Below are 6,935 nucleotides of genomic sequence, written 5' to 3' on the forward strand. Positions count from 1 at the left end.
CGTGTTGCTGAGTGGTTTAATGTGCACGGACAGTCCAACCTCACCTAATGTCTCGATAGGCTAAAAGCGTTCGCCACCAGCTCGGATTTGAATGCGGGCACTGCCCTCATGTCTAGGAAATCAATCTCAACAAATGAGCCATTAACATGCCACCGGACCGAAGCCGAGCCACGCCTTTAGGTATTTTAACTTTAGGGCCAGCCACCTGTATCAGGCACTCTCAATCCGCAAGCGCTTTGCGCTCTTTAACTCCAAAGAACTTTACGCAACAGGAACAGAAATCAGAGAAATTATAACCACTAAATACGAAGGCCCAGGTCAATTTCAGAATTTAAATCCTGTTCCCACAAACTCTTTATTAAGTAAATCTCATCATGCGATAGCAGCTCCCTTCCAACCGCCTCCTCGAGTAATTGGATCTCCTTGAATATTATCTTCCGCCCTTCCACAGTAAAAGGCCCAGGGCCAGCAGCTCCATTTCTCCGGACCGGCCAACGATAATTTAAATTCCCCCTAAAAACCTGCAGCCAGTCTCTAAAGTCTAAATATGGCTGCAACCAGGCCTTTCCATTCTTGATCATACTTTCGGTCGACTTGTCCCTCCTAACCACAGTGCAGGTCCAACAGCCAAACCTTCCAGAAGCGCAAGGCGGAGCCAGCGGAGACTTGACCATTGGGCACTCCTCGGTTGCCCCCCTATAAAGTTCTTCCAAAGCAATTGAATCAATCGATGACGGAAGAGAAATCGACTGTGCAGCAGCCCATACCATCTCAAGATCAAAGTCCAGCACTGGGAGGAAAAGATCTCGCTGAGCACCTTCGCGCTGAACCTGCCATATAGCGCCCTCATTCCCACCCTTCGCTAGCGATCTGTCACGCTGGCGACTTTCGCCAAAGCGCAGGCCAAGAACTACTGCAGCATCGCCGGGTGATGATTTAATAAATCGCTGAACTGGAAGCACCCTAAGTCCTTTCGTGCACCACCGGAATCGATTGGTCGGGGGGGCATACCCACGACCAACCACCCTAGCAAAGAACCCTTCTTTCAATGGAGCCTTCAGAATCTCTATCCGCAAATTCGGGAATATCGCAGGAAGCTCCCTTCGCATTCCTTCTAGGGTCTTCTTTGCGAACAGATCGAGCTCTGGATTCTCAACTCCAGTATCACAATAGATTACAGTGATACTGTCATTCTCGCAGCCAGACTCTATGGATGCGGCAAGAAATACTTTCAATGCAGCGGTCGAGTCTTTCCCCCCAGAGTATCCAATTATCCAGGATCGACCTCGGCTACCCCGAATTTCTCTAGCACACCTTGAAATGGCGCTACTGATCATTACTCCCCCAGACCAACATTAACGCTTTTTACAAGCTGAGGAACGAATCGTCGAGCAATAACGTTGAGCTGACCATCTACAAGCTCAAGATGGCGTTTGATTGATTTTCTCCATAACAGATAGCAGAGCACCACTGCGACTAGAGAAACGTGCAGGACCAGCCCACCCTTTCCGCCGAGCGCAAGCCCCGAACCCAGGATCGATGCAGCCAGCGATATCCATATACCACAGTACGCACTCGTCACAAGAAGGCCGTTAAAGAAGACCCCCTTGCTCTTTATCTCAAGAGATTTGTCAGAATCGATCAGCGCGTAGAAATGAGGGGAAATCTCCGGCCATGATTTGCCACGCAAATCTGGCACAACCGAAATGAGCCGATCTCTAACCCGCTCATTGACCCCTCCAAATGCCGCTTCGGAAGCCCATTTCCCCACGAGCAAACCGTAAACTCCTCCTGCTATATACCCACACAGGAGAAGCTTGGATGCGTCCATCTTCCAAAAAGAAAACTCGTAGCCCAATGTGAATTTGCACGTCAAATCAAAGTAAGCCAGGATCATTAGTCCCGGCGCCAATGCTCTGAGCGACTTTAAGAGCGCGTATTCCATGAAGCCCCCCTATCCGTTGCGATAGGGTACAGCTTATCCTGCCCCCGTCTCGTGAGGAGCGACGTTGCGACGCAGAACGAATTCACCCGTGACCATAAAAAAAGGGCGACCAATGGCCGCCCTTTTCACGTCAATTATTTGACGAAATCAAACCCCAACAGGATTAGCCTTCTCCGGATCAATCTTGTACTGCTTGATCGCCCGAGCCACATCCTTCGCGGTCATCTTCCCTTCCTTCGCCAGCGCCGCAATCGCGGCATGCGCGATGTAGTACCGGTCAACCTCAAAGAACCGACGCAGGTTCGCACGCGTATCCGAACGGCCAAACCCATCCGTACCCAGCACCGTGTAGCTCATCGGCACGAACGCACGGATCTGGTCCGCATACGCACGCACGTAGTCGGTGGCGGCAATCGCCGGGCCCTGGCGGCCTTCCAGCAGCTCGGTCACGTAGGCCTTGCGCTGCTCACCTTCCGGATGCAGGCGATTGGCACGTTCCACGTCGAAACCATCGCGACGCAGTTCGTTGAAGCTCGGGCAGCTCCAGATATCAGCGGTCACGCCGAAGTCCTTGTCCAGCAGCTCGGCCGCGGCAATGGCTTCGCGCAGGATGGTGCCCGAACCCAGCAGCTGCACGCGCAGCTCGCCCTTCTTCGGCTTGCCGGCGTCGGTCAGCAGGTACATGCCCTTGACGATGCCTTCGGCCGCGCCTTCCGGCATTTCCGGGTGGGTGTAGTTCTCGTTCATCAGGGTGACGTAGTAATACTCGTCCACCTGGTCTTCCATCATGCGCTTGGTGCCGTGCTGCAGGATCACCGTCACTTCGAAGCCGAAGGTCGGGTCGTAGCTGCGCACGTTCGGGATGCCACCGGCCACCAGATGGCTGAAGCCATCCTCGTGCTGCAGGCCTTCACCGTTCAGCGTGGTGCGGCCGGCGGTGCCACCCAGCAGGAAGCCGCGGGTACGCATGTCGGCGGCCTGCCAGGCGATGTCGCCCACGCGCTGGAAGCCGAACATCGAGTAGTAGATGTAGAACGGCAGCATCGGCACGTTGCTGACCGAGTAGCTGGTACCGGCGGCCATCCACGAGCTGATCGCACCCGGCTCGCTGATGCCCTGCTGCAGCACCTGGCCGCTCTGGTCTTCGCGGTAGAACATCAGCTGGTCGGCGTCGACCGGCTTGTACTTCTGGCCGAACGGCGCGTAGATGCCGATCTGGCGGAACAGGCCTTCCATGCCGAAGGTACGGGCTTCGTCGGCCACGATCGGCACGATGTGCGGGCCCAGTTCCTTGTCACGCAGGGTGATGTTCAGGCTCTGCACGAAGGCCATGGTGGTGGAGTAGCTGCGCTCGCCACTGCTCTTCAGCAGGCGCTCGTAGGCTTCCAGCTTCGGCGCCACGAAGGTCTTGTCGGCCTTGCGGCGGCGCTGCGGCAGGTAACCACCCAGCGCGGCACGGCGTTCCTGCAGGTACTGCACTTCCGGCGAATCCGGGCCCGGGTGGTAGAACGGCACCTGGCCGTCGGCCAGCTGCGCGTCGGTCACCGGAATGTTGAAGCGGTCGCGGAAGTGGCGCACCGCTTCGTCGTCCAGCTTCTTGGTCTGGTGGGTCGGGTTCAGCGCTTCACCGGCGCTGCCCATGCCGTAACCCTTCACGGTCTTGGCCAGGATGACGGTCGGCATGCCCTTGGTGTTCACGGCCTGGTGGTAGGCGGCGTACACCTTGTGCGGGTCGTGGCCACCACGGTTCAGGCGCCAGATGTCGTCGTCGCTCAGGCCGGCGACCATCGCGGCGGTTTCCGGGTACTTGCCGAAGAAATGCTCGCGGGTATACGCGCCGCCGAAGGCCTTGCAGTTCTGGTATTCGCCGTCGACGGTTTCCATCATCAGCTTCTTCAGGACGCCATTGGTGTCCTTGGCCAGCAGGGCATCCCAGTAACCGCCCCACAGCAGCTTGATCACGTTCCAGCCGCCGCCACGGAACACGCCTTCCAGTTCCTGGATGATCTTGCCGTTGCCGCGCACCGGTCCGTCCAGGCGCTGCAGGTTGCAGTTCACCACGAAGATCAGGTTGTCCAGGCCTTCACGGCCGGCCAGGGCGATGGCACCCAGGGTTTCCGGCTCGTCGCTCTCGCCGTCGCCGATGAAGCACCAGACCTTGCGGTCGGACTTCTCGATCAGGCCACGGTTTTCCAGGTAGCGCATGAACTGCGCCTGGTAGATGGCGGCCAGCGGGCCCAAGCCCATCGACACGGTCGGGGTCTGCCAGTAGTCCGGCATCAGCCACGGGTGCGGGTACGAGGACAGGCCACCGCCGTCCACTTCCATGCGGAACTTGTCCAGCTGCTCTTCGCTGATGCGGCCTTCCAGGAAGGAACGCGCGTAGATGCCCGGGGCGCTGTGGCCCTGGATGAACAGCAGGTCGCCCGGGTGGTTCTCGCTGGGGGCGCGCCAGAAGTGGTTGAAGCCCACGTCGTACAGGGTGGCGCCGGAGGCGAACGAGGCGATGTGGCCGCCCAGGTCACCCGGCTTGCGGTTGGCGCGCACCACGGTGGCCATCGCGTTCCAGCGGATGATCGAACGGATGCGCCATTCCAGCTCGGCATTGCCCGGGCTCTTGGCCTCGAACTGCGGTTCGATGGTGTTGACGTATTCGGTGGTGGGAGAGAACGGCAGGTAGGCGCCCGAACGACGGGTCAGTTCCACCATGCCTTCCAGCAGCTGATGCGCGCGCTCGGAGCCCTCGACATCAATAACGGCCTTCAACGACTCGATCCACTCCTGGGTTTCCACAGGATTCGGGTCGTTGTTCAGCACCTCGTTCAACCAGTTCATTAGCGCTCCCATGACCGCACGCACGCGCGCGACTGTTGTATAGATTTCTAGACCGCAAAGTGTAGCGCACCAAGGGCTTTCGTCACTTGGCTACGCAGGCGTATGGATGCATGCGGCCAGTGTCCGCAAGGGGCTTGCCGGGCCCGCTGATGGCCCTGCGGCGGGCCTTGGCGGCGGCGCGGGCTGTCGCTTGCGGGCCGCTGCGCCCATGTGCAGGACGCAGTGTTACCGCTGCCGATGACGGTTGTAGGGCAACTCCGGCACCGCCGTAGGTGGGCGCCGGGCAGCGGTTCTGAACCGGCGACAACATGTCGCACCTGCCTCTGGATCGCTGCCAGTCGCGGGCCCAGGGTGGGTCGCGAGTGATGGGCCCGATGGCCCTGCTCCCTTCCACAGCATCGCCGGGGCGCCTCGCAGGGGGCGCCCCTTTTGCTGTGCGCACGAAGGTCCGTGGCCCAAATTGCACCTGCTTGTGGCCGGATCGGATGTTGTCGCTTTCGACATATCGATATATCGTTTGCACACTCGTTTACCGATATATCGAAATGAGCCGAAGCCCCTCTCCCAGAGCCCGTTCCACCGATCCGGATGTGCCCCGCCGCAACGGCCAGCCGCGCGTCCTCAGCCGCGGCGACCTGCGCCTGCTGGTGCTGGCCCTGATCGGCGAGCAGCCGCGCCATGGTTACGAGCTGATGCAGCTGATCAGCAACCAGTTCATGCAGGCCTACACGCCCAGTGCCGGCACCATGTACCCGCTACTGGCCAGCTTCGAGCAGGCCGGCTGGATCGAGGCCGAGGAAGTGGATGGCAAGCGGATCTTCCGCATCACCGCTGCCGGCGAGTTCGAGCTGAAGGTGCAGCGCACCCAGGTGCGCCTGGCGCAGCGACGTGCCTTCGACCGTGCCCGCGAGATCACCAAGGCCTCGCTGCCGCCGCCGCTGGCCACTGCCCTGCGCGAGTTCAAGCGGGCGCTGGTGCATCACCACGGCCGCTGGGCCGAGGGCGAGGCGGACGAAGTGGCGGCGCTGCTGACGCGGGCCTCGGCCCTGCTCAACGGTACCGCCGGTAACGAGCAATCACCGATTTCAACGACCCAGCCAGACTGACTCCAGCCAGGTCTCCCCCATGCCGCGCGCCCCCGCGCGACACCTTTACAGGTAACCCCCATGACCGAACACAACAACACGCGCCTGCGCCTGGATGTGCGCTTCCGTGAACTGACCGTGCTGCGCACTGAAGAGGTCACCCCGCACATGCGCCGCATCGTGCTGGGTGGCGCAGAGCTGGCCGGTTTCGATTCGCCCGGCGCCGACGACCACATCAAGCTGTTCTTCCCCAACGCTGCGGGCGAGATGGTGCTGCCGGTGCTGACCGCCGAAGGCCGCAGCTACCCGGACGGCAAGGAGCCTTCGCCGTCGCGTGACTACACCCCGCGCTGGTGGGATCACGAAACCGGCGAGCTGGCCATCGACTTCGTGCTGCACGACCAGGGCGTGGCCGGGCCGTGGGCCGAGCGCGCACAGCCCGGCGACACGCTGGTGATCGGCGGTCCGCGCGGCTCGTTCGTGGTGGCCGACAGCTACGACGCCTACGTGCTGATCGGCGACGAGACCGCACTGCCGGCCATCGCCCGTTGGCTGGACGTGCTGCCCAACGGTGCCGAAGTGCAGGCCTTCATTGAAGTGCGCGACGAGGACGAGCGCCAGGACCTGCCGCAGTACGAGAACGTGCGCATCCACTGGCTGGAGCGCAACGGCTTTCCGGCGGCCAGCAGTACGCTGCTGGAAGACATGCTGACCGACTTCGAGGCCCCGGACGGCGATGTCTTCTACTGGATCGCCACCGAATCGCGCCGCGCGCGGATGATGCGCAAGTTCATCGAAGGCCACCTGGGCGTGCCGCGCGACTGGATTCGTTCCACCGGCTACTGGAAGGCGCACCCGGACGAAACCGACGGCGATTGACCGGGCAGCCGGTGGGTGCGGACCCTGCTTGGTGGGTGCGGACCCTGCTTGGTGGGTGCGGACCCTGCTTGGTGGGTGCGGAACGTTGGTCCGCACACCTTTGACCATGTAGAGCCGAGCCCACGCTCGGCTGCTTTTCGCTCCACCCTCGCGTTACGCGCGATGAGCCGAGCATGGGCTCGGCTCTACAT

At 60.9% G+C, this 6,935-nt stretch carries 5 protein-coding genes; 2 read left to right on the forward strand and 3 right to left on the reverse strand.

From position 1 onward, the window contains the following. Nucleotides 1–299: 299 nt before the first annotated feature. The 3 genes from O0J15_RS15185 to aceE form a co-directional block, all read right to left on the reverse strand. Nucleotides 300–1,337: a phosphoadenosine phosphosulfate reductase family protein gene (locus O0J15_RS15185; RefSeq protein ID WP_308305889.1), complete on the reverse strand. Its 1,038-nt coding sequence runs from the start codon at nucleotides 1,335–1,337 to the stop codon at nucleotides 300–302. Further along, nucleotides 1,337–1,945, reverse strand: coding sequence for a hypothetical protein (locus O0J15_RS15190; protein ID WP_308305890.1), 609 nt, complete (start codon nucleotides 1,943–1,945; stop codon nucleotides 1,337–1,339). The genes O0J15_RS15185 and O0J15_RS15190 overlap by 1 nt, the downstream gene beginning before the upstream one ends. A 147-nt stretch (nucleotides 1,946–2,092) precedes the next feature. Next, on the reverse strand, nucleotides 2,093–4,780 hold the full coding sequence (aceE, locus tag O0J15_RS15195) for a pyruvate dehydrogenase (acetyl-transferring), homodimeric type (protein ID WP_012478970.1): 2,688 nt from the start codon (nucleotides 4,778–4,780) through the stop codon (nucleotides 2,093–2,095). A 545-nt stretch (nucleotides 4,781–5,325) separates the two neighbouring features. On the opposite strand from aceE, the gene O0J15_RS15200 reads away from it, so the two are divergent. Further along, a complete protein-coding gene (locus O0J15_RS15200; RefSeq protein ID WP_308305891.1) occupies nucleotides 5,326–5,886 on the forward strand; it encodes a PadR family transcriptional regulator in 561 nt (186 codons plus the stop codon). A gap of 60 nt (nucleotides 5,887–5,946) precedes the next feature. Then, nucleotides 5,947–6,744 carry a siderophore-interacting protein gene (locus tag O0J15_RS15205; protein WP_308305892.1) on the forward strand — a complete coding sequence of 266 codons (798 nt, stop codon included), beginning with the start codon at nucleotides 5,947–5,949 and terminating at the stop codon, nucleotides 6,742–6,744. The last annotated feature ends 191 nt before the right edge of the window (nucleotides 6,745–6,935 follow it).

It is taken from the genome of Stenotrophomonas sp. Sm10 (assembly GCF_030985515.1).
GTDB classification, from domain to species: domain Bacteria; phylum Pseudomonadota; class Gammaproteobacteria; order Xanthomonadales; family Xanthomonadaceae; genus Stenotrophomonas; species Stenotrophomonas hibiscicola.

Bases quoted from the DNA above. Each gene is read 5' to 3' on its own strand.
- O0J15_RS15200 (WP_308305891.1), top strand. From the start codon at position 5,326: ATGAGCCGAAGCCCCTCTCCCAGAGCCCGTTCCACCGATCCGGATGTG.
- O0J15_RS15205 (WP_308305892.1), top strand. From the start codon at position 5,947: ATGACCGAACACAACAACACGCGCCTGCGCCTGGATGTGCGCTTCCGT.
- aceE (WP_012478970.1), bottom strand. From the start codon at position 4,780: ATGAACTGGTTGAACGAGGTGCTGAACAACGACCCGAATCCTGTGGAA.
- O0J15_RS15190 (WP_308305890.1), bottom strand. From the start codon at position 1,945: ATGGAATACGCGCTCTTAAAGTCGCTCAGAGCATTGGCGCCGGGACTA.
- O0J15_RS15185 (WP_308305889.1), bottom strand. From the start codon at position 1,337: ATGATCAGTAGCGCCATTTCAAGGTGTGCTAGAGAAATTCGGGGTAGC.